Genomic DNA, 23,085 nt, shown 5'->3' on the forward strand with positions numbered 1-23,085 from the left:
AGCCGGCCGGATACGAGGTATACCGTGGCCACAGTGATGACCGTGCCGCACCTACACGCCGGCGAGCCGACCGCGACCGCGAACGACGACACCGGCCGATTCCGCCGACGGCTGCTGGACGGCCTGGTCACCTCGATCACGGAGGACGGTTACCGGAACACCACGGTCGCCGGCATCGTGCGGCGCGCGCGTACCTCACGGCGTACTTTCTACGAGCATTTCTCCGACAAGGAAGCCTGCTTCGTCGCGCTCCTGACCGACACCAACGCCGAGATGATCCGCCAGATCTCGGCCGCCGTCGACGAGAACGCGCCGTGGCCCAGTCAGGTGCGCCAAGCCGTCGAGGCCTGGATCGCCTCCGCGGAGTCCCGGCCCGCGATCACCCTCAGCTGGATCCGCGACGTGCCGTCGCTCGGCACCGCGGCCCGCCGGCTTCAACGCGACACGATGGAAGCCTTCGTCACCATGATCCAGACCCTCTGCGGCACCGCCGAATGGCGCACGGTCGGGGCCGGCCCGGTGCCGCGACAACTCGCGATCATGCTGCTCGGCGGACTCCGCGAGCTGACCGCCTCCACCGTCGAGGACGGTGGGCGCATCAGCGACAACACCGAACTCGCCGTCCATGCCTGCACCGCCCTGCTCAGCCCCACCCCCCGGATCCCGGGCCGCTGACCGCCGGCGTCCAGGGCGGTCCCGCGGTGTGCCCCGGCGCCGCCGGGGCACACCCTCGGGTCACTGGTCCAGGTCGACGACGGGCTGGGGGACCTCACGCAGGTGCCGGTTGTGCCGCGGCTCGTGCTTGGTCTTGGCGTCGCTGAGCTGGCGCCGCAGGTCATCGCGGACGTCCATGACGGCCGCGTGCAGGTCTTCCTCGGACGACGTCGCGACGAACTTCTCGCCGCCGCTGAGCCATGCCTCGAGGGTGACCTTCTGGCCGCGTGCGGCCCGGTCCTTGACGGAGATCTCCAGTTCCGAGGAGTCGGCGTGGAAGGAGGCGAGCCGGGGGTCCAGGACGTTGAACTGCTCGGTGAGCCAGTTCAGGTCGCCCTGCGAGAATCCGGCCCCGACACGCAGGCACTCCGCAATGGTGGCCGGGTTGGCGACGGCACTCATGTGATCTCCTCTGTCCGGCGGAAACGGTCATAGACCTCGTACCCAACCTGGTCAAAACAAATCCGCCCACCCGTTCATGATCAACGGATCAGGGTGCGGGCGAGGCAGTCGGCCGCCCAGTCGCGCCAGCGCTCGTGGCTCCAGCCCAGGTGGTCGACGAGCAGCAGGTACGTCTCGGGGGCCAGCAGGGCGACGGCGGTGTCCGCGGCGGCGGCGACGTCCGTACGCAGAGGTGTCTTGGCGGCGAGGGCGGCGGCGAAGGCGCGCTGGACCTCGCGGTGGTGGTTGATGCTGGTGGCGCAGACCTCCGCGAGCTCGGGGTCGGCCGCGGCGTTGCGGATGATGTCGAGCAGCCGGGCGGCCCGGCGCAGGACTTCGCCGACGCCTTCGACCTGTCGTTCGATCTGGCGGTGCGGGCCGGGTTCGGCGAGGGCGGCGCGCACCCAGGGGCGTTCGAGGGTGGGGATCGGCTCGTCGTCGCCGGCGATCGCCTGGTCGAGGGCGGCGACCAGCACGGCCCGCTTGTTGCCGAACGAGTAATAGACGGTCTGCTCGCTGACTCCGGCGGCGGCCGCGATCGCGGTGATGCTGGTCGTGGCATATCCGGCCGTGGTGAAGGTCTCGGTGGCCGCGGCGGTGATGCGGGCGCGGGTGGCGCGGGCCCGCGCCGCGCGTCCGTCGGTTTTTCCGGTCACAAGACTTGACTATAGCGTCACTACAGAAACATTCTTAGAGCATGACTACAAAAACCCTGATCGTCGGTGGCTACGGCGCGGTCGGCCGCGAAGCCGCCGCCGCCCTGGTCGCCGATACGGCCGTCCTGGTCGCCGGCCGCCGTCCGGAGCGGGCCCGGACGGTCCCCGGCGCGACCGCGGTGCGGCTGGACGTGACCGATGCCGGCCGGCTCGACGAGGCCCTCGACGGGGTCGGCGCCGTGCTCATGTGCACCGAGACGGGCAACGCCCGAATGGCCCGCGCCTGCCTCGACCGCGGCATCGACTACGTGGACATCTCCGCCACGCCGTCGGTGCTCGCGCAACTGGAGAAGCTCGACTCCGGCGGCGCCACCGCGGTCCTCAGCGTCGGCATCGCCCCCGGCGTGACGAACCTGCTGGCCCGCTACGCGGCCGGGCGCGCTCCCGGCCGGCCGGTGCGGATCGGGGTGCTGCTCGGCTCCGGCGAACGCCACGGCGCCGCCGCCGTCGGCTGGACCGTCGACGGCCTCGGCCAGGAGCGCGGCACCTGGACGGCCGGCTTCCCCGCGCCGTACGGGCGGCGCACCGTGCACCGCTTTCCCTTCTCCGACCAGCACACCCTCGACCTGCCGGACGTCCGGACGGGCCTGGCGCTGGACTCGCGCCCGGCGACCGCGATGCTGGGTGCCGCGAACCGCCCGGCCGTCGCGAACCTGCTGCGCCGCCCGGCTCTGCGCGGCCTCACCGACGCCGTGTTCGGCGGTCTGCACCTGGGCGGTGAGGGTTTCGCGGTGACCGTGGAGGCCGGCGATCTGCGGGTCTCGTTCACCGGCCACCGGCAGAGTCGCGCCACCGGCCTCTTCGCCGCCCACGTGATCCGCCGCCTGCCCGGCATGCGCCCCGGCGTCGCCCACATCGAGGACCGGGTCGACCCGGCCGAGTTCCTCACCGGACTCGCCGCCGAGGGTTTTCAGCTCGACCTCGGCGGCGTGCCCTCGAAGCGGTGAGAGGTTATCCGCTGGTGCAGACGGCGCCGTTCAGCGTGAACACGGCCGGCGGCACGTTGGGCCCGCTGTAGGAGCCGACGAACCCGGCGGAGGTGGAGGCTCCGGGCGCCAGGCTGCCGTCGCTGGTCACGCGTACCGTGCGCTCGCTCTGGTTCCAGGTGGCGTTCCATCCACTGTTCACGCTCTGCCACGCGGTCGGCCAGGTGAACGCCAGGGTCCAGCCGTTGATCGCGGGCCCGTTGTTCGTGATGTCCACCTGTCCCACATACCCGTTGCCCCAGTTGTTGACGTCGCGGAACCTCACCGTGCAGGCGGCGTTCGCGGGCGTGCCGGTGGTGAAGGTCAGCGGCGGCGAGGCGGGGGAGAGCCGGCCGGCCCCGTCGCGGGCCAGCACGTTGATCGTGTAGCGGCGGCCCGGTTCCAGATTGCCGGCGGTCAGCGAGGTGCCGGTGGTCTCGCCGAGCAGGTCGCTGACGCCGCCGTTCTGCCGGTACACCTCGTACTTGACGCCGCCGCCGAGAGCGGGCCAGGAGATCGTCGCGGTGCGGTCGGTCACGGTCGCGGCGGGCCGGCCCGGCGCCTGCGGCGCGGCCGTCTCGGTCCGGGCGGGCTTCAAGGTCAAGAGCGTGATGGAGTACGGCGCAAGCGTCTGCGAAGCCGCGGTGCCGGCCGGGGCGGTGGCGATCCCGTCGGCGCCGTTGGTGAACGTGGCCACGGTGGGCGTGCCGGCCGCCGGGGTGAACCCGTGGTAGCCGAGCGACACGGTGTGTGCCGCGGTCTCGTCCTTGTTGACCAGCAGCACCGCGACGTCACCGTTGGCCCGGCGCACGGCGTGCGAGCTGACCAGCGGGTTGTCGCTGCCGCTGCCGACGAACCGGTCGCCGGGCCGGGCGAAGTCGCCGACCAGGTCGAGAGCGTGGTACGGCGCGAACGGCGTGTTTAGCGGCGGCTGGCAGACGGAGCCGTCGGCGTTGCAGTTGCCGCTGGAGAGCAGCCCGTAGTCGTCGTAGTCGGTGTGCCCGGCGACCGTGGTGACGTCGCCGAGTCCGTTGTGCACGTTCCACCAGTGCACGGTGAAGACGCCCTGGGCGAGCAGCCCGCTGTAGACGTCGGCCAGGAACAGCGCGCCCGGCTGGGTGTTGCGGCCGATCTCGACGTTGGTCTCGGTCATGCTGATGCCGATCCGGCCGGGGTCGCCGCCCGCGTGCCGGTCTATCTGCTGCCGCAGCAGGTGGACGGCGTCCTGGATCTGGGCGGGTTTGGTGAGTGTCTCGGCGGGGGTGTTGCCGCCGGGGTACCAGTGCACGTCCACGAAGTCGATGACCGACCCGGCGCGGGTCAGCACCTCCTGGTTCCAGCTTCCCTGGTCGCCGGCGCCGACGATGGCGTCGGGCCAGTTGCCGGGCATGGTCAGCACGGCGCCGATCTTGATGCTGGGGTCGACGGCCTTCATCGCGTTCGCGTACGCGACGACGGTCGCCGCGTACTCCTTGGGGCTCTTGTCGGCGTGCTCGTCGGCCTCCCAGGCCGAGCCGTAGTGGCCGTTGCCGTAGTTCTCGTTCCCGATCGTCCAGTAGGTGGCGCCGTACCCCTTGGTGATGTTGGCGTAGCGGACCCAGTCGGCGGCTTCCTGAGCGGTGCCGGTGCCGTAGTTGGCGATGATCATCGGTTCCGCGCCGGTGCGCTGGGCGCCGGCCATGAACGTGTCGAAGTCGGTGTTCGGAGCGACGTAGCCGCCGGGCGCGGTGTGGTCGCGCCAGTGGTAGATGTCGGCGTACGAGCCCCCGGGGTAGCGCAGCATCCGCACGCCGGCGTCGCTCAGCAGGTCGGCGACGGCGGGGGTGCCGAGCTGGGAGTCCCAGATGGCGTGGTTGACGCCGACGGCGTCGGCGCCGACGGTGGCGAGACCGGCCCGGACGTCGACGTCGACGCGCGTGCCGGCGGCGGATGAGGTGACCGAGGTGGTGGCGTGGGCGCCGGCTGGCAGCGGAAGGACGGCGGTGACGGCGGCGAGCAGGACGGCGCCCGCCAACCGGTTCCGCAGCTGAGTGATCTGCACGGGGGTCTCCACTGACGAGGGGGATGTGGGAGCGCTCCCATAGTCCGCTCGTGGAAAGAAGTCTGTCAATGAGCGCCACGCGGCGGCGGCAGAACTGGCCGGCGGTCCGCCCGCACGTTTCCGCGGTCTCGCCGCGGGTGTCAGAGGGCGTCGGCCGCCCGGGCCGCGTCGTGCGCGAGGTCGGGGTCCGTCGCCGGTTGCGGCACGCACAACAGCAGCGCCCGCGGCCGTACGGTGATCAGCAGGTTTCTGCCCGGCTCGATGAGGTCGCCGTCGAGCTGGCGTGGCTGCGCCCGTTTACTGGTGATCTCGACACGCGTCGCGGTGTAGGTCTCCATGCGGGCGACGGTGTTCTTGCGGCGCAGGACGCCCCAGCCGAGGGCGAGCCAGTCACGCAGGGTTCGCGGGCTGAGGACGGCGACGTCGAGTAGCCCGTCGTCGGGCTGAGCCTCGTCGAGCAGCCGGATCCCGCCCTGGAGCCGTCCGACGTTGCCGACGATGACGGTGCGCGGCCGGCGGGTGAATGCCGGCCGGCCGTCGAGGGCGATGCGCACACGCATCGGGCGGTCCCGCAGGTGCCGCAGGGCCCCGGCGACGTAGGCGAGCCATCCGATGTGCTTCTTCGCGGTGTCGTTGGTGGCGTCGAGCATATGGGCGTCGAAGCCCATGCCGGCCATGACGGCGAAACTCCGGTCACCGACGACGCCGACGTCGATGCGGCGGCGGCCGCCCTGGAGCACGACCCCGAGGCCGGTGGCGAGGTCGCTGCCGAGCCCGAGGTTGGCGGCCAGGAGGTTGCCGGTGCCGGCGGGCAGCACGGCCAGGGCGACGTCGGTTCCGGCCAGGGCGGTGACACAGGCCATCACGGTGCCGTCGCCGCCGCAGGCGAAGACGAGTTCGGCGCCGTCGCGGACCGCCTGGGCGGCCTGGCCCGCGCCGGGGTCCTCCACGGTGGTCTCCAGCCACATCGGTTCCGGCCAGCCCCGCGCCGTCAGCGCGTCGGTGACGGTCCGGCGCAGCTCATCGAGGTCGGGCACCTTCACCGGGTTCACGACGACGGCCGACCGCGGGGGGCGGGGTGATGTCAGTGCGTCCACAGGGATCCTCACGGTCGGGCAGAGACGACCGCCGCCGGCCCCGGAATCCCGGGACGGTGGCGGTCGTCAGTGCGTCGGCCTATAGATGTCCGCCGGCGGTGATCCTCAAACGGGGGCCGGAGCGCTGACGCTCACCCGGTCGCGCCCACTGGTCTTGGCCGCGTAGAGCGCCATGTCGGCGGCATCGATGAGGCCGGTGACCCCGGCCGCGTCGTCGGCGGTGGCGAGGCCGGCACTGAACGTCACCGGCACCGTGACGTCCCCGCATCGCACGGGCGTGGCCCGCACCTGCCGGCGCAACGCCTCGACGCGGGCGGCCGCCTCGGTGATGCCGGCGTCGCCGAAGACGATGGCGAACTCCTCGCCGCCGTAACGGGCCACCACGTCGCCGTCGCGGGCGGCCGCGGCGAGGACACCGGCCACCCGCTGGAGCACCACGTCGCCGATGCTGTGGCCGTACCGGTCGTTGACCTGCTTGAAATGGTCGATGTCGATCAGGGCGAAGCAGGGGGTACGGCCCGCGTCCAGCATCTCGCCGAGACGGGTCATGAGGTGACGCCGATTGTGCAGCCCGGTCAGATGGTCTCGGACGGCCTGCTCGGCGAGATCGTTGCGGAGCTTCTCGATGGTGACCAGTTGTGCTCGCAACCGGCTGTTCGCCTCCTCCAGGGCGGCGCGTTGCCGGTTCTGCGCGGTGATGTCCCGGGCCATCAGCAGCCGCGCGGCGGTTCCGTTGCGTGACTCGGCCAGCGCGCTGACCCGGACGCTCAGGTCGATGCCGGCGACGGTGAGCTCGGCTTCCCCGGCGGCCGGGAGCCCGTCGCACACCCCGGCGTCGAGGTGGGCCACCAGTTCGGCCGCCGCCGGGTTGTGGTCGATGACCCGATTCCGCTCGTCCACGACGATGACGAGGTCGGTCATGGTCCGGATCAGGTCGCGGTAGGTGACCGGAGCCGACGCCGGGCCCGATCCGGCGCGGACCACCCGGTACATCATCGGCGCGCCGATCGCGAACCCGATCGCCGTCAGGTCCACCAGGCGCCCACCGGAGAGCCTGGTGGCCACGTTGATCGCGAGCGACGGCACGGACGCCAGGACGGCCAGCAGGTAACCCCGGTAGCGGCGGGTGTCCCGGGCGTACGTCTGGATGATCATGACTGTCGACAGCGTCACCAGCAGATAGCTGTAAGCCGCGTGGAGCCAGAACAGCGGCCCGAAGGCCGCGGCGAGGACCCCGTCGACGCCGGTGGTCCGGAGGTGGTCCAGGAACAGGTGGTGCCACGGATTCGTGGCAAGGGCCACGGTGCACAGCACGGGTTCGACGGCCAGGATCGCGGCGGTGCGCCGGCGCAGGCGCCACGATCGGTCGGTGAGCGCGCGTGCGGTCGCCCACCACCCGGCGACCAGCGTGAAGACGCCCGGGTAGGCCAGCGCGACGAACCACAGCGCGAGAGCCGGGTCCCGGACGAACAGCCCGGCCAGCGCCATCGCCGACCACCAGCCGGCGCCGGAGGCCAGCACCGTGATGGCGCCGAAGCCGACGGCCTCGCCACGGCGCCGCCAGGCTGCCACGGCCACCGTCAGGGAGATCACCACAGCAACCGCGAAGATCACCGCGAGCGCGAGCAAGGCGGTCACCCACTCTTGATCGGCTGTCCGGCGGCGATTCCGCATCAGTCGGCAAAGGTCGGCGCTTTGCGGGGCCGCTCGACGTGAGAACCGCGATGTTTGCTGGTAGACAAACATGGTGGCGCACGACTACTTCACGATCGCATCGCATCCGGCCGGCGCCGACGCCGACGGCGTGGTGACCTCCCGAGTCCAGCTCGCGGGGGAATTCGACATCGACAGCCGCGACGAGCTCGCCGGCCGGCTGCTCGGCATCGTCGAGGCGGACGCCGCCGCCCGCATCGTCGTCGACCTCCACCAGGTCACCTTCATCGACTCCGAGGCGATCGGGGCCCTCATCGAGGGCCACCTGGCCGCCGACCGGGCGGGCATCGCCTTCCGGCTGGCCAGCGCCGACGGCGTCGTCAAACGGGTGCTCACCGTCGTCGGCCTCGACTATCTGTTCGACCCTCCGCCGGCCCACGGCTGACGGTCGTCCTGGGCGCGATCCGGCCCCGGGCCGCGGGTCAGCGCCAGGACGGATCGCGGCCCAGCGCGGCGAGGACACGATCGAGTGGGTCCACCGCGCCGGTGACGGCCACCGCCGGACGGAACGGAGCGCCGGGGGAGAGGCGCTGACCGTCGTCGGGCACCGCGAGGGCGATCGGCAGCGCGGCCGCGACGACCTCGGGATCGGCCCGCACCGGCACGCCGAGCGCGGCCGCCACATCCCAGGAGTGCACCAGATAATCGACCAGGTGGAAGCCGACCGCCATGCTCCCCGGGAAGGTCTGCGGCGCGATCTCCGGCATGGTGAAGGCCGCGGCCTCGGCTTCGGGGAAGGCGGCCAGCGCCTCGGCCGCGGCCTCCCGGTAACCGGCGACGGGGTCGTCGCCGAGGGGCCGGACCCGCCATGGCCGGGGATCGGCGCCCCGGCCGGCCGCCGCCGCGGCGAACCCGCGGTGCTGTGCGGTCATGTGGGCGATCAGGTCCGCCAGCGACCATCCCTCGCACGGCGTGCGGCGCGATAGATCACGCGAGGTCACCGGCGTCAGCAGCTCGATGCTGTGCTCGACGGCCCGGCGGTCCACGGCCACCAGCTCCAGGAATTTCGTAGGCATGCGCTTATCATCTATGCATGCCTACGATCTGGCAAGCCGGTATCGTCGTCGCGTGACCCGCGAACGCCCCGACCTCGCGGCGATGATCGGGCCACTCGGGCGCACGCTCATCGCCCTGGAGATGCCGATCCTGCAGGCGCGCGGGCTCGCCATGTGGGCCTATGCGGTGCTGCTCCACCTCGGCGAGCAGCCCGTCCGCACCCAGGCGGCGCTGGCCGACGCCATCGGCGCGGACAAGACCCGGATCATCGGCGTCCTCGACGACCTGACCGCCCGCGGCCTGATCGAGCGCCGGCCCGACCCGTCCGACCGCCGCATCCGCCTGGTGTCGATCACCGACGAGGGGCGGCGGCTGCGCGACGCGGCGCAGGCCGAGATCCGTTCCGCCGAGGAGGAACTGCTGCGGCGACTGACGCCGGCGGAACGCGAGACGTTCCTCAGCGCCTTGCGCAAACTCAGTCAAGACCTCTGACGGCGTACGCCGAAAGCGTGCACCCCATGGCGGAGGCGGTGTCAGCGCCGTGACAGGGCGGTGTCAGACCGGCCGCTGAATCTGAACGCATGACAAGTTCAGCGATTGAAGTCGCCGGCCTGCGAAAGGCCTTCGGCGACAAGATCGTGCTCGATGGCATCGATCTGGATGTTCCGGCCGGCACGATCTTCTCCCTGCTCGGCCCGAACGGGGCGGGCAAGACCACCACGGTGAACGTGCTGACCACGTTGATGAGGGCCGACGGCGGAACGGCGCGCGTCGCCGGGCACGACGTCACGGCCCAGGCCAAGGCGGTGCGTGCGCGGATCGGGGTCACCGGTCAGTTCGCCGCGGTCGACGAACTCCTGACCGGCCGGGAGAACCTCCAGCTCATGATGGACCTCAACCGGGCGGGCTCCGGCCGGCGGACCGTCGCCGAACTGCTGGAGCGGTTCGACCTGACCGGGGCGGCGCAGAAGTCGGTGTCGACCTATTCGGGGGGCATGCGCCGGAAACTGGACCTGGCCATGACGCTCATCGGCGACCCGCGCATCATCTTCCTCGACGAGCCGACCACCGGCCTGGACCCGCGCAGCCGCCGCACCATGTGGGACATCATCCGCGAGCTGGTGTCCGGCGGCGTGACCATCTTCCTCACCACCCAGTACCTCGAGGAGGCCGACCAGCTCGCCGACCGGATCGCGGTCCTCGACCAGGGCCGCCTGGTCGCCCAGGGCACGCCCGGCGAACTCAAGCGCCAGATCCCGGGCACCCACGTCCGGCTCCGGTTCGCCTCCGCCACCGACCTCGACGCGGCCGCCCGGGTCTTCGCCGACTCGACCCGCGACGACGACGGCCTCACCCTGCGGGTGCCCGGCGACGGCGGGACGACGACGCTGCGCGCCCTGCTGGACCGGCTGGACGAGAACGCGCTGCGCGCCGAGGAGTTCTCCGTGCACACCCCCGACCTCGACGACGTCTTCCTGGCCCTGACCGGCCACGCCACGGAGGTGGACGCGAAATGACCAAGTCCCACGCGGTGGTGATGTTGCGCCGCAACCTCAAACACATCGCCCGCAACCCGGTCTCGGTGTTCAACGCGGTCCTGATGCCGATCGTGATGATGCTGATGTTCGTGTACGTGTTCGGCGACGCCTTCAACGTCGGCGTCGACTACATCGACTACGCGACGCCCGGGCTGATGCTGCTGGCCGTCTGCTACGGACTCGGAGCCGTCGCGACGTCGGTGAACTCCGACATGACCAAGGGCATCATCAACCGGTTCAAGGTCATGGACGTCTCCCGTGGCGCGGTCCTGACCGGGCACGTCGTCGCCAGCGTGCTGACCAACGTGATCGCCATCGCGGCGCTCACCGGGGTGGCGTTCCTGCTGGGCTTCGACCCGGCGGCGAGCTTCACCGACTGGCTCGGCCTGGCCGGCATGGTCCTGCTGCTCAGTGTCGCGGCCGCCTGGTTCACCGTCGCCCTCGGCCTGGCGGCGAAGTCCCCGGAGACCGCCGGCATGGCCGCCGTACCGCTGGTCATGTTGCCGTTCTTCAGCAGCGCGATCGTTCCGGCGGACCTGATGGGGCCGGGTGTCCGGCAGTTCGCGGAATACCAGCCCTTCACACCGATCATCGAGACGCTGCGCGGGTTCCTCAACGGCGCCCCGGCGACCGGCGACCTGATCGCCGCCGTCGCCTGGTGCGCCGGGATCGCCCTGGTCGGGTACCTGTGGGCGTCGTCCACCTTCACGAAGCGAGCGTGACCTCGATCAGCTGACGCCAGTCGGCCACCGTTCCCTCCCGCACCGCCTCGGCGAACTCCGTGTCGCCGAGGCGGCTTCGCGCCGCCTGCTCGATCCGGGCCACCTGCGGGTTGGACCGGTCCCGCAGACCGCGGATCGCGATGGCCGCCGCGAGCAGCCGCGCGGCCTGCCCGGGGTCGTCCTGGCGCAGGGCCAGGTCCGCGAACCCGACGAGGACCAGCGCGAGCAGGGGAGCGTGCCCCGCCTCGACGGCCGCCCGGTACGCCGCCACCCGGTGCGCCCGAGCCTCCGCCAGGTCCTCGGCGAGGTAGCCCCGCAGATCGTGGGTGTACCCGAGAACGCTCGCCCCCGCCCGCTCGCCCAGCAGGGCCTCCGCCTCGGCGAGCTGCCGGCGTGCCTCCCCGGCGTCGCCGTCCAGGCGGGCGATCTCCGCCTTCGCGAGTGCCAGCTCCGCCAGCGCGTCGGGCCAGGTGACCCGCTCCGCGCATCGCTCCGCCTCGGCGAGGGCGGACGCGGCGGCCTTCTCGTCGCCGAGCATCCGGTAGAGCTGCACCTGCCGCGCCCGCATCTGGATGACGTCCTCGATGGAACCGACCTCGGTCACCGCGACGATCGCCTCCTCGTAGTACTCGCACGCTCGGGCGAACTCGCCGCGTGTGGCGATGCGGTCCGCCAGCTCGGTCAGGGCGAAGTAGACGCCGAACCTCTCACCCAGCGCCCGGAACTCGGCGAGGGCCGTCTCCAGATAGGCGTCGGCCTCCCGCCCGCCGTGGCCGAGCATGATCCGCATCTTGCCCAGGTGCAGCCGGGCCAGCGCGCGTACCCACGGGTCCGGGTTCTCCAGCATCGGCTCCCACGCCGGCAGGAACGCGTCCGGCTCCCGCAGCATCCGCTCCAGCGGCACGATCAGACCCAGAACGGGATTGCGGGAACCACTGCGCTGACGCAATTCGTACGTCTTGTGGATCCACTCCGCCGCCTGGTTCGCGTCGGCCCGGCCCGAGCCCGCGAACAGCACGACCAGCGCGTACGCCAGCGCCCGGACCTCGTCGTCGACCTCGCCGGGCGTCCCGGTGGCCGCGAGGATCAGCTCGAAGCCCTCGGCCTTGCGCCCGCTGAGCCACCAGTACCAGCCGGCGGCCCCGGCCAGGCGCATCGCCCCGGGCGCGTCCCCGGCCGCGAGCGCACCCCGCATCGCCGAGCCGATGTTGTCGTGCTCGGCCTCCAGCGTGGCCAGCCACCGCATCTGCTCGCCGCGGCGCAGATGCGGGTCCGCGGTCTCGGCGAGCTCGGTGAACCAGGCCAGATGCGCCTGACGGGCCGGACCGGCCTCCCCGGCCTCGGTGAGCCGCTGTGCGGCGTACTCCTTGATCGTGCCGAGCATCCGGTACCGCGGCGCGTCGCCGCCCGCGGTGACCAGCAGAGACTTCTCCGCCAGCGAGGTGAGCAGCTCCAGCACGTCCTCCCGGCCGACCCCGTCGCCGGCGCAGACCCCCTCGGCCGCCTCCAGGCTCGCCCCGCCCGCGAACACCGCGAGCCGGCGCAGGACCGCCCGCTCGGCGTCGGTGAGCAGCTCCCAGCTCCAGTCGACCATCGCGCGCAGCGTCCGGTGCCGGGGCAACGCCGTCCGGCTGCCGCCGGTCAGCAGGCGGAACCGGTCGTCGAGCCGGTGCGCGAGCTGGTCGAGAGTCATCGTGCGCAGCCGGGCGGCGGCCAGCTCGATCGCCAGCGGCATGCCGTCGAGCGCGCGGCACACCCGTACCATCGTCATCAGGGTGTCGGTGTTGATCGTGAGGTCCTTGCGGACCGCGCCCGCCCGCTCCCGCAGCAGCCGGACGGCGGGGGAGGCGGCGGCGTCGTCCGGGCCGGCGTCGGTCGCGGGCAGACCCAGCGGCTCGACCGGCCACAGCGCCTCACCGGTGATGCCGAGCGGCTCCCGGCTCGTCGCGAGGATCCGCAGCCGGCGGCACTCGCCGAGCAACCGGTGGGCGAGCGTCGCCGCCGCCTCGATGACGTGCTCGCAGTTGTCCAGGATCAGCATCAGTTCCCGGTCGCGGATCGCGGTGATCAGGCGTTCGGTCAGGTCCGCGCTCGGCGCCTCACCGAGCAGGGAGTCGCGAAGGCTCAGGCCGGTCAGCGCCGCCTGCGCCACGTCACCGTCGGCGCCGATCGCCGCCAGCTCCACCAGCCAGACGCCGTCGGGCAGGTCGCCGAGCAGCGTCCGCGCGGTCTCCGTGGCCAACCGGGTCTTGCCCGACCCGCCCGGCCCGATGAGGGTGGTGAGCCGGTGCCCGGCGACGAGATCACGGACCGCGGCCACGTCGGACTCCTTGCCGATATAGCTGCTCAACTCGGCGCGCAGATTGGTCCTGCGCTCCTCACGCCGTGCCCCGTCGCCGCGCAGCAGCGCCACGTGCAGGGCGGACAGCTCGGGGGAGGGGTCGGCGCCCAGCTCCTCGGCCAGGGCCTCGCGTGTGCGCTGGTACAGCGTCAGCGCCTCGTTGCCGCGGCCGGCCGCCGCGAGGGCCCGCATCAGGGCTCCGACCAGCCGTTCGCGCAGCGGGTGCGCGGCCACCAGGCCGGTCAGCTCGGTGACCAGCCCGGCGCCGTCACCCAGACCGGCCTCCGCCTCGAACCGGTCCTCAGACGCGGTCAGGCGCAGCGCCTCCAGCCGGGTGACCGCCGCGCCGAACGCCGCGCTGTCCGGCAGGACGACGTCCTGCATCGCGGCGCCTCGCCACAACGCGAGGGCGTCGCGCAGCAGCCGGACCCGCCGGGCGGGGTCGTCGGTGCGGACCTGAGCCGCGGTGACCAGGCGTTCGAACCGGACGGCGTCGACGGCGTCGGGCCCCACCCTCAGCCGGTAGCCGTCGGGGTGTCCCTCGATCGACCCCTCCGGCAGCGCTTTCCGCAGCCGGGACATCAGGCGGTGCAGGGCGTTCGTCGCGTCGGCGGGCGGCTGCTCACCCCAGATCCAGTCGACGAGCGTCGCTTTGCCGGCCACCCGGCCCGGGTCGAGCGCGAGGGCGATCAACAGGGCTCGCAGGCGCGCCCCCGGCACGTCGACGGGTGTCCCGTCGTCCGTGCGAACCTCGAACGATCCAAGCATCCCGATCTGCACGCGGCAGATTTTGCCACGGGACACCAAGTTGATGCCATCGGGGTTGCACTTGGCATCACAGTGATGCCATATTGACGTCATGGAACTGCGCCCCTACATCGACGCGCTGCGGCACGAGCTCGCGCTCGCCGCCGCTGCCGGCGGCGATGACGCCCGCGAACTGGCCGAGCGGCTCACCGCGCCGCTCGAGTCCGCTGCCAGACTCGCCCTGCTCGACGCACTGTCCGAGGCGGCCGCCGAGATCACCCGCGATCTCGCGCCCGGCTCGGTCGACCTGCGGCTGCGCAACCGTGAGCCCAGCTTCGTCGTGACGCCGGCCTTTCCCGACACGCCCGCGCCCCACCCGGCTCCGGCCCCCGCGCCGGCCCCCGGTGAGGACGAGGCGACCGTCCGGATCAGTCTGCGCCTGCCCGAGCATCTGAAAGGCCGGGTCGAGCAGGCCGCCGCCCGCGCCGGCGTCTCCATCAACACCTGGCTGATCAGAGCCGCCGCCGCGGCAGCCGACACCGGCGCCGGGCGTCCCGCGATCGACGGCGCATCCAGCGGCGGCCAGCACTACACCGGCTGGGTCCGCTGACCTCAACGAGAACGGAGACCCCCATGCCCACCTTCGACACCCCCGGTCCCATCACCGCATCCGTCGAGTTCAGCGCCGGTGAGCTGCGCGTCGTCGCGAGCGACCGGCCGGACACCGTCGTGCACGTGCGCCCCGGCGACGAGAGTGAGGGCCGCGACGTCCGCGCCGCCGAGCAGACCCGCGTCGAGTTCGCGTCCAGCACCCTCACCGTGCGCGGCCCCCGCCACCCCGGATTCGGCGTGTTCGGCAAGGTCGGCGCCGTCGACGTGCTCGTCGAAATGCCGGCCGGCTCCGACCTCGAGGCCAAACTGGGCGTCGGCGGCGTCCGGAGCACCGGTGTGCTGGGCGGCTGCCGGCTGCGCAGCGGCGCCGGCGACCTCCAGGTCGAGCGGGCCGAGAGCCTGTCCCTGACGACCGGGATGGGCTTGGCCGCCGCGGAGAACGTCACCGGCGACGCCAAGCTGACCACCGGCTCGGGCAAACTGCAGGTGCACTCGGTCGCCGGGCCGGCCGTGCTGAAGAACGGCAACGGCGAGGTCTGGGTCGGGCATGCCGGCAGCGAACTGCGCATCAACTCCGCCAACGGCGACATCATCGCCGACCACGCCGCCGCCTCGATCACCGCCAACACCGCCAACGGCGACATCCGCGTCCGTGAGGTGGTGCGGGGCGAGACCACGCTGCGTACCGCCGCCGGGCGCATCGAGATCGGCATCCGGCAGGGCACCGCGGCCCGCCTCGACGTGCACACCCACTACGGGAAGGTCCGCAACGAGATGACGGCCACCGACGCTCCGGCGGAGACCGAGGAGCGGGCCGAGGTCCGCGCCCGTACCGCGTTCGGCGACATCCTGATCCGCCGCTCCTGATCCGCCGCCGTCCCGCCCGGGGACGGCCTCCTTTCGCTCCCGTTCCCCTTCGTGTTCCGGTTCGCATTCCGGTTCGTGGTCGCGTTCCCCTTCCCGCTCGCGTTCCCGTTCGCCTTCGCGAGCCCGTTCGCCTTCGCGAGTTCGTTCCCGTTCCCGTTCGCGTTCCCCTTGGCGTTCGCGGTGCCGTGTGGCGCCTGACGTAGCCACCTTTCGCTCCCGTCGGCGGCCCCGCGCGCCGCCCCGGGAAGACCACCCGCCGTACCCGGCCGTGGCGACCGTGCCCGGCCGGCGATGGACCCTGCCCGAAAATCCGCCAGGAGGCGTTGATGACAACGACAGTCACCACCCGGCCCGCCATCTCGGCAGCCGGCCTGCGCAAGGCCTTCGGCACGAAGGTGGTCCTCGACGACATCGACCTGACCGTCACCGAAGGCACCGTCTTCGCGCTGCTCGGCCCGAACGGCGCCGGCAAGACGACCATGGTCCGGATCCTCGCCACCCTGCTGCCGCCGGACGGCGGCTCGATCCGCGTCGCTGGGCACGACCTGATCGGCGACCCCGACGGGGTACGCGCGGCGATCGGGCTCACCGGCCAGTTCTCGGCCGTCGACCGGCTGCTCACCGTGCAGGAGAACCTGCGCCTGATGGCCGATCTGCACCGTCTCGGCCGCGGCGAGGGCGGCCGCCGGGTGGCCCGGCTGATCGAACGGTTCGACCTCGGCGAGTCGGCCCGCAAGCCGGTGTCACAGCTCTCCGGCGGTCAGCAGCGCCGCCTCGACCTGGCGATGACCCTGGTCGGCGACCCCCGGCTCATCTTCCTGGACGAGCCCACCACAGGCCTCGACCCGCGCAGCCGGCACGAAATGTGGCGGATCGTGCGGGAGTTGGTCGCCGAGGGCGTCACGGTCTTCCTCACCACCCAGTACCTCGACGAGGCCGATGAGCTCGCCGCCCGGATCGCCGTGCTCGACCACGGACGCATCGTCGCGGAGGGCACCCCCGACGAGCTCAAACGCCGGATCCCCGGGGGGCACCTGCGGCTGCGCTTCACCGACCCGCACTCGCTGCGGACGGCGGCCTCCGTGCTGGGCTCGGCACACCGCGACGACGAGGCGCTGACCCTGCAGGTGCCCAGCGACGGCGACGTCGCCTCGCTGCGCGCCGTGCTGGAAACCCTCGACGGGGTACGCGTACAGCCCGCTGACCTGACGATCCACACTCCCGACCTGGACGACGTGTTCTTCGCCTTCACCGGCGGCCCGGCCATCGCTTCCGACTCCGCCCCGGCCGCGGCCTCCGCCCTCGCCTCCGTGCCGGCCTCCAAGGAGATCCGATGACGACCCTGGCTCACTCCCTCACCGACTCCGGAACCATGCTGCGCCGGCAGCTGCTGCACCTGCGCCGCTACCCGTCGCTGACCGGAATGCTGATCGGTCTGCCGGTGATCTTCCTGCTGCTGTTCGTGTACGTCTTCGGCGGCACGCTCGGCGCCGGCCTCGGCGGCGACCGGTCCGCCTACCTCGACTACCTGACCCCTGGAATCCTGCTGTTCACTGTGGCCGGCGCCGCCGCGGGCCCAGCCATCGCGGTGGCGATGGACATGACCGAGGGCATCGTCGACCGGTTCCGCAGCATGGCCATCGCCCGGGGCGCGCTGCTGACCGGCCACGTGCTCGGCAGCATGGTGCAGAGTTTCCTGGCCGTGCTCGCCGTCCTCGGCGTCGCCCTGGCCATCGGCTTCCGCCCCAACGCCACCGCCCTCGAATGGCTCGCCGTGGCCGGGATGCTGGCCGCGATCTCGTTCGCCCTGACCTGGCTGGCCGTGGCGCTCGGCATGGCGGCCGACAGCGTCGAGACGGCCAGCAACACCCCCATGTTCCTGAGCCTGCTGCCGTTTCTGGGCAGCGGATTCGTCCCCACCGAGACGATGCCCACCGGACTGCGCGTCTTCGCCGAGAACCAGCCGTTCACGCCGGTCATCGAGACTCTGCGCGGCCTGCTGCTCGGCACCGGGATCGGCAACAGCGCGATCGTCGCGCTCGCCTGGTGCGCCGGCATCACGCTGCTGTCCTACCTGTGGGCCAAGCGCAACTACAACAAGCGCGCGGCCCGATAGCCGGAACCGACGGGCCGATCACCCCTGCGTGGTAGACGATCGCACAGCGACGACCTCTGAACGGTCAGTGACACCAACGATCTCGATCCGCCACCGGAGAGTTCGCGTGTCCTCACGCGACGGTGGGCAACCCGCCCACCCGACGACGCAGGGGGAGACATGCTCACCACGACCCGTTCCCGCATCCGCGCGGTCGCGGCGATCGGTATCGCCGCGGCCGCCCCGGCGGGCGCCCCCCTGGGCCCCCACGCCGCGGGGGGGGGGGGGGGGGGCGCGCCCCCCCCCCCCCCGCCACGGCGATCGCCACCGTGACCCTCGACGCCTCGGCTGCCGAGGTCGCCGCCGCCGACAGCCGCCCGGTCGCCGTTCCGCTCATCCCGGATGCCATCAAGCCGCCGGCCGGCTCCCGGCTGGCCGGCGCCTACCTCGTCACCAGCGGCACCCAGACCTACACCTGTGTGGTCCCGGCCGGTGCGACGACCGGGGCCTACATCGGACCTTCAGTGCCGGAGGCCCAACTCGCCGGCACCGGCGGCCGAATCCACCACTTCGCCGGCCCCAGTTGGCAGTCCGTCCGGGACGGCTCCCTGGTCACCGCGGCCCGAGAGGCGTCCTCACCGCGCCCCGGAACCATCCCGGAACTGCTGCTGAAGGTCACCTCCCACTCCGGCAAGGGAATCCTGAGCCGAGCCGACTACATCAACCGACTGCGCACGTCTGGAGGACTGGCCCCTGCCGGAGCCTGCACAGCCGGCCAGACGGTCGCCGTGCCCTACCAGTCGATCTACGTCTTCTGGGACGCGCCCACGCCAACGGCCTGACCGTCCCGCAGCCTGCCCCGGCCCGCAACAAAGTCTGGTGCCGGGGCCAAGTGACCCGCCGCAGTCCTATCGCCCCGTTTCCGCACCTCGCCCCGGTGTGCTCGCCCGGCCCGCCGGCCCGGCCCGCTCGCCCGGCCTGCCCGCTCGGCTCACCCTGCTTGGCCAGCTCGCTTCGCTTGGCTGCTCACCTGGCCGGCTCACCTGGCCGGCTCACCTGGCCGGCTCACCTGGCCGGCTTGCCGGGCCGCCAGGTCCGCGCTGGGCTGTCGGGTCCGCGCTGGGCTGCCGGCTTGGCCGCTCGGGGCTCCTGCGGCGCATCTCACGCCGGGTTGGGAAACGAGGCACAGGGGCGTGTTGTTGTATTCGGGGTGACACTCAAGTTCGCGATCCTCGGTGACTCCATCGCCTACGGTCAGGGCGCCTCCGCGCAGGCCGACACGGTGGCCGCGCGGCTGTCGGAAGACCTGACCCGCCATGGCCTGGCGAACCAGGTCCGCATGTTCGCCGTCCCCGGCTCCCGCACTAGCAACCTGGCCGCGCAGGCTGACCGGGCACTGGCCTGGCGGCCATCGCTTGCCCTGATCATCATCGGCGCCAACGACCTGACCCGGTTGGTGCCCCCGCAGCAGGCCGCCGCCCAACTCGGCGACACGGTCCGGGCGCTGCGTGCCGGCTCGGCCGAGGTCGTCGTCGCGCCCGCGCCGGATCTGAGCGTCGTCCCCTGGGTGCCGGTGCAGATGCGTGCCACCGTCCGGGCCGGCAGCCGGTTGTTGCATGACGCGCAGAGCCGGGCTGTCCTGGCAGCCGGAGGGCATGTCGCCGACATCGGCATGACGTCGTCCGCCGGATTCGCTCACGATCCGGGCTTGTTCAGCGCTGACCGGTTTCACCCCTCCAGCGCGGGTTACGCCGTGATCGCCGCGGCTCTCGCCCCCACCGTCCGCGCCGTGGCACGGACCGCCCACGAACACCGCGTCTCCTCCGGCCAGCAATCCGTCTGAAGGCGCAAGTTCCACCTCCGCCCTCCGCCCTCCGCCCTCCTGCCACCGTGTCCGCGCGTCCGCGCGTCCGCGCGTCCGCGTGACCTTGCACCGTCCCCGCGCCTCCGGCCCTGAAGCGGCTTGGCTCACGCTCTGTCCTGCAGGCGCCTGGCCGACGTTTTGTCCCGCAGGCGTTTCGGCTGGGCGCCGCTCTGAAGGTGTTCCGTCCACGCCCCGTTCGGGAAAACCCTTGATCTGCGCTCCGCCTAAAGCCTTCCGCCACGCGCCGTCGTGACGGCAGTCGGCTCGCGAACCGTGGTGACGGCGCTTGGCCCCATGCTCCGCGTGGCCGTGATTGGCAATGACAGGTCGAACGGTGCTTACTTTCGAGCGTCCGCACCTTGGATCCGCCGGAACACCACATCTCGAAAAAGTCGACACCCGTTGCGGGTGTAGCCCACACCCGCAACGGGTGTCGACTTCTTGAACGCCTGTGCCTTCAGCTCATCCGTGCCGTCGCCTTCAGCTCATCCGTGCCGTCGCGATGACAGGCTGGTGCATCGCCGTGACCGCCAAGCATCAGTTGTCGACTGCTGACCGTCCGGCGGGAGCGTCTCGGCAACGGTGTGAACGCGTCAGCACATCGCGCCCCGTTGGTTTTCGGTGAGTTGATCTGCTGGCCGTGCGTAAGCGCTGTTTCACGTCCGGGTCGACCGCGGATCGCACGGCCAGCAGATCAACCACTAGCGAAGGCAGTTCGTGCCTCTGGACACTGCGCGGGCCCGTAGACACTGCGGAGGCCCGTAGACGCTGCGCGGGCCCGGCGAAACCGGATTGTTGGATGCCGGTCGCGCCGGGGTTGGCGCGTGTGTTCAGTGAGTGCGCGGGTCGTTGTCGGTGCTGCGGCTGCCGGCCTTCGCCAGGCCGCGACTGATCATGTAGCCGACGGTGAGCAGCGTGATGTACCACCACGCCTTGTCCGCAGCGAAGTAGTCGGCGCCGTTCTCGCGTGCGCCGTCGCCGACCACCTGGGAGGCGATGAGGACGCCGATGACGGACAACACGTACACGATCAGTTCGGTGGTCTTGAACGACGGCTTCGTCTCCTCGCCGTGTGCGTGGTGGCGGGTGATGGCGGCTGTTCCCGGACGGGTGGGGGATGCGGTGGTCATGGATCTCTCCCGACGTCGCTGGTCTATTACTGATGAACCTGACCTACCCGTGAGGAAAGGCCCTTTACGCGACTTGTCGCCCATTCGAGCGCTCCGCCCATTCGAGCGCTCCGCCCGTCGACACTTCGCCCGTCGACACTTCGCCCGTCGACACTTCGCCCGTCGGCGCTCCGCCTGCCAGTCTCCCGCCTGCCGGCACTCCTGCCGCCGGCATTCCTTCTGCTGGCTCCCGCCCGCTGGTCTGCTGCCTGGTCTGGGGGCATCGCGTAGTCATATAGGAATGCGGCTGAAGGCAGAAATGCGGCTGAAGGTCTCTTGCCGGGAGCGCGTCTGAAGACGGGAATGCGTCTGAAGGTCTTCTGCAGGGAACGCGTCTGCGGGTCTCCCGGCTTGGACGTGTCTGCGGGTCTTCCGCGTCGGATCTGTCGCGGCGGCGCGCCGCCGCCGCGACAACGTGCGCTCCTGGGGCGGCATCCCGGTCCGGCCGTATCGGAGCGCGACATGATTGGATGGTGGAGTGACGATCACGGTGACCGAGGTGCCCGAGCGGGAGCGATTCGAGGCGCGCGACGAGGCGGGCGAGCTCGCCGGGGTGCTTACCTATCAGCTGACCGGCGGCATCATCGCCTACACCCACACCAAGGTCGATCCCGGTTTCGAGGGTCAGGGTGTCGGCTCGGCTCTCGCCCGCGCGGCGATGGACGACGCCCGCGGTAAGAACCGGACGGTGGTGCCGCTCTGCCCGTTCGTGAGTGGCTGGGTGGACAAGCACCCCGAGTACGAGAAGCTGGTGGCCCGCTCCACCCGCAAGGTCAAATAGCGCGGAGGGTTCGCGCCAGCCAGGCCAGCTCCGCCGTGGCGTTGGGGGAGTGACGCTGCCCGCGCACCCTCGCGACGAGCCGGCGATAGCGGTCGGACTCCGCCGCGATCCCGGCTTCCAGGCACGCCAGCACGGCAGCCGGATCGTCGTCACCGAACAGTTCGGACACCACCCGGGCCGCGGCGGGGCTCCCGGGTTCGATGCCGTGTGCTCTCGCCTCCGCGACGATGTTCACCACCTGCCTGGCCCACCAGATGCCGGCCCCCGGTGGCGCGCTCTGCCCCGGAGCCGGGGTGCTCAGTTCCAGGAAGGCTCGCATCCGGGCCCGGAAACCGGGATCCTGCACCAGCTCGGCCAGTTCGATCCAGGCGTCCACCTGGTCGGGGGTGGGATCGTCGGGCAGATCGATGCGCAACTCGTTCAAGCGGTCGCGGTGGCGCGGCTCCAGGTCGAGCCCGCCGAACACGTCGGCCTTGAAATCGTCGATGATCTGCATGCGCTCGGCGGCGGAAAGCCGTGCCAGCCGGTTCATCAGAGTGGTCTCCTCCACGGTCGAGTCACGTTTCGCAACGGTGGACAACACGGCCCGCCGCACCTTGAGCGCACGGATCTGCGCGTCGAGGGCGGCCACGTGCACGCCGGCGACCTCGGCGACCGGCGCCCGGCCGTCGGCGACCCGGCACACCTCGTCCAGCCCGAAACCCAGGTCGCGCAGGGTGCGGACCAGCTCGACGCGCGCCACGGAGGTGGCGTCGTAGAGCCGGTAGCCGGCGGCCGAACGGGACACCGGCGGGACGGCTCCCTCGTCGGACCAGAAACGCAGGGTGCGCGCGGGCAGGCCGGTGCGGCGGGCGAGCTGGCCGATGGTCAGGAGGAGGTGTTCGTCCATGACGTAGATCCTGGACGTTCCAGCCGCTGGAAGGTCAAGCCCAGGGGTCCTCGCGGCGCCACAGGGTCGGCAGGTGCAGCGTGACGCCGTCGCGGCCGGCGAGCGCCGGACCAGGCCTCACCGCATCGGTAGGCAGCGGCCCTGACCGGCGGCGCCACCGGGGCGGTGATCTCACCCGGGAAACGGTCCGGCGGGCAGTGTCGCGACGCCACGAAGGTGAGCGTGAATGGCCCGTACCGCATCGGGTTGTCAGGTGTGACCAGGTGGATGCGGTCTTCCGGAAGCCCGGCGCCCCGCCCCACGTTCGCGGCCGACGCGCCGCCGACGAGGGCGGCGCCGGTGCGCGACGCCACTGACGACGAGTCCATCACATGATCGAAGTGGGTGTGCACGGCCGCGACCGCGTGCAGGCGAGGCCCGCCCTTCCCGTGGCCCAGACCGAGCCGGGTGAGCGCGGCGTCGATGCGCGCCTCGTCGGGGGCGATCCGACCGAGGCCGACGCGCAGCAGCGACGGCCGGGAGAAGAAGCCGTCGGTCATCACCGCGTCCGTGCCGTCGGAGATCAGCAGGCCGGAGACGCCGAGGAAGGTGACGGCGAACGGGCTCTCCGCGGCCGGCACGTCGAAGCGGCCGGCGTGGGCGCCGAGGCCGGGGCGGCCGAACCTGATACGCATGCCGGCACGCTACCGGCAGGCGGCCATGTGCGGTGGCGCGGCGAAGAGCCCGGCATGCCGGTCGGTGTCCACCGCCTTCGGGGATCGCCGCGACCGCCTTTTG

General features: G+C 71.9%; 24 protein-coding genes. 14 read left to right on the top strand and 10 right to left on the bottom strand.

All coding sequences use genetic code 11. The features are described 5' to 3' along the window. The first annotated feature begins 36 nt into the window (after window positions 1–36). Complete coding sequence (locus QLQ12_RS29375) at window positions 37–675, top strand: TetR/AcrR family transcriptional regulator (protein ID WP_282763805.1); 639 nt, start codon at window positions 37–39, stop codon at window positions 673–675. 60 nt (window positions 676–735) lie between these two features. Here QLQ12_RS29375 and QLQ12_RS29380 read toward each other — a convergent pair whose 3' ends face one another. Both QLQ12_RS29380 and QLQ12_RS29385 read right to left on the bottom strand, forming a co-directional pair. Then, entirely contained in the window at window positions 736–1,116 is a 381-nt protein-coding gene (locus tag QLQ12_RS29380; protein ID WP_282763806.1) for an HPF/RaiA family ribosome-associated protein, read from the bottom strand. Window positions 1,117–1,196: 80 nt separating this feature from the next. Then, window positions 1,197–1,811 (bottom strand): TetR family transcriptional regulator, encoded by a 615-nt coding sequence (locus tag QLQ12_RS29385; protein WP_282763807.1) that lies wholly within the window; start codon window positions 1,809–1,811, stop codon window positions 1,197–1,199. Between the two features lie 41 nt (window positions 1,812–1,852). Here QLQ12_RS29385 and QLQ12_RS29390 point away from each other — a divergent pair, with 41 nt between their 5' ends. Continuing rightward, entirely contained in the window at window positions 1,853–2,818 is a 966-nt protein-coding gene (locus QLQ12_RS29390) for a saccharopine dehydrogenase NADP-binding domain-containing protein (protein WP_282763808.1), read from the top strand. Window positions 2,819–2,822: 4 nt separating this feature from the next. On the opposite strand, the gene QLQ12_RS29395 is transcribed toward QLQ12_RS29390, so the two are convergent. From QLQ12_RS29395 to QLQ12_RS29405, 3 genes are all read right to left on the bottom strand, one after another. Continuing rightward, window positions 2,823–4,877, bottom strand: a complete 2,055-nt coding sequence (locus QLQ12_RS29395) for a cellulose binding domain-containing protein (protein WP_407651616.1) — start codon at window positions 4,875–4,877, stop codon at window positions 2,823–2,825. A gap of 140 nt (window positions 4,878–5,017) precedes the next feature. Then, window positions 5,018–5,980: a diacylglycerol/lipid kinase family protein gene (locus QLQ12_RS29400; RefSeq protein ID WP_407651621.1), complete on the bottom strand. Its 963-nt coding sequence runs from the start codon at window positions 5,978–5,980 to the stop codon at window positions 5,018–5,020. Window positions 5,981–6,079: 99 nt separating this feature from the next. Continuing rightward, the gene (locus QLQ12_RS29405; RefSeq protein WP_282763811.1) at window positions 6,080–7,612 is read right to left on the bottom strand and encodes a GGDEF domain-containing protein; all 1,533 of its coding nucleotides are present in this window, start codon (window positions 7,610–7,612) and stop codon (window positions 6,080–6,082) included. Window positions 7,613–7,718: 106 nt separating this feature from the next. Between QLQ12_RS29405 and QLQ12_RS29410 the strand changes: the two genes are divergently transcribed. Further along, the gene (locus QLQ12_RS29410) at window positions 7,719–8,072 is read left to right on the top strand and encodes an STAS domain-containing protein (protein WP_282763813.1); all 354 of its coding nucleotides are present in this window, start codon (window positions 7,719–7,721) and stop codon (window positions 8,070–8,072) included. Window positions 8,073–8,109: 37 nt separating this feature from the next. Here QLQ12_RS29410 and QLQ12_RS29415 read toward each other — a convergent pair whose 3' ends face one another. Beyond that, window positions 8,110–8,703, bottom strand: coding sequence for a TIGR03086 family metal-binding protein (locus QLQ12_RS29415; protein WP_282763815.1), 594 nt, complete (start codon window positions 8,701–8,703; stop codon window positions 8,110–8,112). Between the two features lie 52 nt (window positions 8,704–8,755). Here QLQ12_RS29415 and QLQ12_RS29420 point away from each other — a divergent pair, with 52 nt between their 5' ends. The 3 genes from QLQ12_RS29420 (at window position 8,756) to QLQ12_RS29430 (ending at window position 10,943) form a co-directional block, all read left to right on the top strand. Continuing rightward, complete coding sequence (locus QLQ12_RS29420) at window positions 8,756–9,175, top strand: MarR family winged helix-turn-helix transcriptional regulator (protein ID WP_282763817.1); 420 nt, start codon at window positions 8,756–8,758, stop codon at window positions 9,173–9,175. A gap of 89 nt (window positions 9,176–9,264) precedes the next feature. Beyond that, a complete protein-coding gene (locus tag QLQ12_RS29425) occupies window positions 9,265–10,200 on the top strand; it encodes an ATP-binding cassette domain-containing protein (RefSeq protein WP_282763819.1) in 936 nt (311 codons plus the stop codon). After that, window positions 10,197–10,943 carry an ABC transporter permease gene (locus QLQ12_RS29430; RefSeq protein WP_282763821.1) on the top strand — a complete coding sequence of 249 codons (747 nt, stop codon included), beginning with the start codon at window positions 10,197–10,199 and terminating at the stop codon, window positions 10,941–10,943. Before QLQ12_RS29425 ends, QLQ12_RS29430 begins: the two co-directional genes overlap by 4 nt. Here the strand turns inward: QLQ12_RS29430 and QLQ12_RS29435 are convergent. Continuing rightward, window positions 10,927–14,064 carry a BTAD domain-containing putative transcriptional regulator gene (locus QLQ12_RS29435; protein WP_282763823.1) on the bottom strand — a complete coding sequence of 1,046 codons (3,138 nt, stop codon included), beginning with the start codon at window positions 14,062–14,064 and terminating at the stop codon, window positions 10,927–10,929. The two genes, QLQ12_RS29430 and QLQ12_RS29435, sit on opposite strands and share 17 nt — an antisense overlap. A 79-nt stretch (window positions 14,065–14,143) precedes the next feature. On the opposite strand from QLQ12_RS29435, the gene QLQ12_RS29440 reads away from it, so the two are divergent. From QLQ12_RS29440 to QLQ12_RS29470, 7 genes are all read left to right on the top strand, one after another. Beyond that, a complete protein-coding gene (locus QLQ12_RS29440) occupies window positions 14,144–14,641 on the top strand; it encodes a hypothetical protein (RefSeq protein WP_282763824.1) in 498 nt (165 codons plus the stop codon). Between the two features lie 23 nt (window positions 14,642–14,664). Then, window positions 14,665–15,510 (top strand): DUF4097 family beta strand repeat-containing protein, encoded by an 846-nt coding sequence (locus tag QLQ12_RS29445; RefSeq protein ID WP_282763825.1) that lies wholly within the window; start codon window positions 14,665–14,667, stop codon window positions 15,508–15,510. Between the two features lie 51 nt (window positions 15,511–15,561). Next, complete coding sequence (locus tag QLQ12_RS29450; RefSeq protein WP_282763826.1) at window positions 15,562–15,708, top strand: hypothetical protein; 147 nt, start codon at window positions 15,562–15,564, stop codon at window positions 15,706–15,708. A 128-nt stretch (window positions 15,709–15,836) separates the two neighbouring features. After that, window positions 15,837–16,847 carry an ATP-binding cassette domain-containing protein gene (locus tag QLQ12_RS29455; protein WP_282763827.1) on the top strand — a complete coding sequence of 337 codons (1,011 nt, stop codon included), beginning with the start codon at window positions 15,837–15,839 and terminating at the stop codon, window positions 16,845–16,847. Further along, complete coding sequence (locus QLQ12_RS29460; protein WP_282763828.1) at window positions 16,844–17,626, top strand: ABC transporter permease; 783 nt, start codon at window positions 16,844–16,846, stop codon at window positions 17,624–17,626. Before QLQ12_RS29455 ends, QLQ12_RS29460 begins: the two co-directional genes overlap by 4 nt. A 308-nt stretch (window positions 17,627–17,934) precedes the next feature. Beyond that, window positions 17,935–18,447, top strand: a complete 513-nt coding sequence (locus tag QLQ12_RS29465) for a DUF3455 domain-containing protein (protein ID WP_282763829.1) — start codon at window positions 17,935–17,937, stop codon at window positions 18,445–18,447. A 368-nt stretch (window positions 18,448–18,815) separates the two neighbouring features. Beyond that, window positions 18,816–19,448 carry an SGNH/GDSL hydrolase family protein gene (locus QLQ12_RS29470; protein WP_282763830.1) on the top strand — a complete coding sequence of 211 codons (633 nt, stop codon included), beginning with the start codon at window positions 18,816–18,818 and terminating at the stop codon, window positions 19,446–19,448. A gap of 851 nt (window positions 19,449–20,299) precedes the next feature. Here the strand turns inward: QLQ12_RS29470 and QLQ12_RS29475 are convergent. Then, on the bottom strand, window positions 20,300–20,599 hold the full coding sequence (locus tag QLQ12_RS29475) for a hypothetical protein (protein WP_282763831.1): 300 nt from the start codon (window positions 20,597–20,599) through the stop codon (window positions 20,300–20,302). A 517-nt stretch (window positions 20,600–21,116) separates the two neighbouring features. Between QLQ12_RS29475 and QLQ12_RS29480 the strand changes: the two genes are divergently transcribed. Beyond that, window positions 21,117–21,419 (top strand): GNAT family N-acetyltransferase, encoded by a 303-nt coding sequence (locus tag QLQ12_RS29480; protein WP_282763832.1) that lies wholly within the window; start codon window positions 21,117–21,119, stop codon window positions 21,417–21,419. Here the strand turns inward: QLQ12_RS29480 and QLQ12_RS29485 are convergent. Both QLQ12_RS29485 and QLQ12_RS29490 read right to left on the bottom strand, forming a co-directional pair. After that, on the bottom strand, window positions 21,412–22,308 hold the full coding sequence (locus QLQ12_RS29485; RefSeq protein WP_282763833.1) for a MerR family transcriptional regulator: 897 nt from the start codon (window positions 22,306–22,308) through the stop codon (window positions 21,412–21,414). The genes QLQ12_RS29480 and QLQ12_RS29485 overlap by 8 nt on opposite strands. Then, complete coding sequence (locus tag QLQ12_RS29490) at window positions 22,287–22,982, bottom strand: MBL fold metallo-hydrolase (protein WP_282763835.1); 696 nt, start codon at window positions 22,980–22,982, stop codon at window positions 22,287–22,289. The genes QLQ12_RS29485 and QLQ12_RS29490 overlap by 22 nt, the downstream gene beginning before the upstream one ends. Between the last annotated feature and the right edge of the window lie 103 nt (window positions 22,983–23,085).

Source organism: Actinoplanes sandaracinus (genome assembly GCF_030009775.1).
GTDB classification, from domain to species: domain Bacteria; phylum Actinomycetota; class Actinomycetes; order Mycobacteriales; family Micromonosporaceae; genus Actinoplanes; species Actinoplanes sandaracinus.